1 pseudogene is annotated in these 432 nt (G+C 63.4%); it reads right to left on the bottom strand.

Annotated elements, in window-relative coordinates:
- Nucleotides 1-432, bottom strand: a pseudogene (locus J5M58_RS27190) (PQQ-binding-like beta-propeller repeat protein); the annotation flags it as partial.

Raw genomic sequence — 432 nt, 5'->3', positions numbered from 1 at the left:
GTTGTCGGTGACGTGACCGCCCATGATCACCAGATCACGGGTGATCGCCGCTGGCGAGGTGGAGTAGTAGCCGCCGGCGGTGAACGGGCCGATGCCTTGGGTCAGGTCAACCACGCCGTTGTTGCCGAAGCCTTCGCAGATCTTGCCGGTGTCGGCGTTCAACGCAATCAGGCGCGCATCAGCGGTTGGCAGGTACAGCCGACGCGGGCAGGCCTGAGCAACGGCCTGGCCGGCTTCGGAGATGACAGCGGAACCGGCGTTTTCAGACTGGGCATAGGCGGCTTCGTCGTAATACGAAACGCCACGGCAAGTCATGTGGGCGAAGGCCTTGAAGCCGACCGGGCTCTTGATCTGTGGATCGAAGCGACAGAGTTCCTTGCCGGTGTCCGGGTCCAGTGCCAGCACTTTGCTGTGCGCGGTGCAGGCGTAGAC

It is taken from the genome of Pseudomonas sp. 32_A, from assembly GCF_017490905.1.
Classification (GTDB): Bacteria; Pseudomonadota; Gammaproteobacteria; order Pseudomonadales; family Pseudomonadaceae; genus Aquipseudomonas; species Aquipseudomonas inefficax.
Note: the sequence above shows the minus strand (reverse complement) of the source record. Positions and strands in the feature narration are given on the sequence as shown.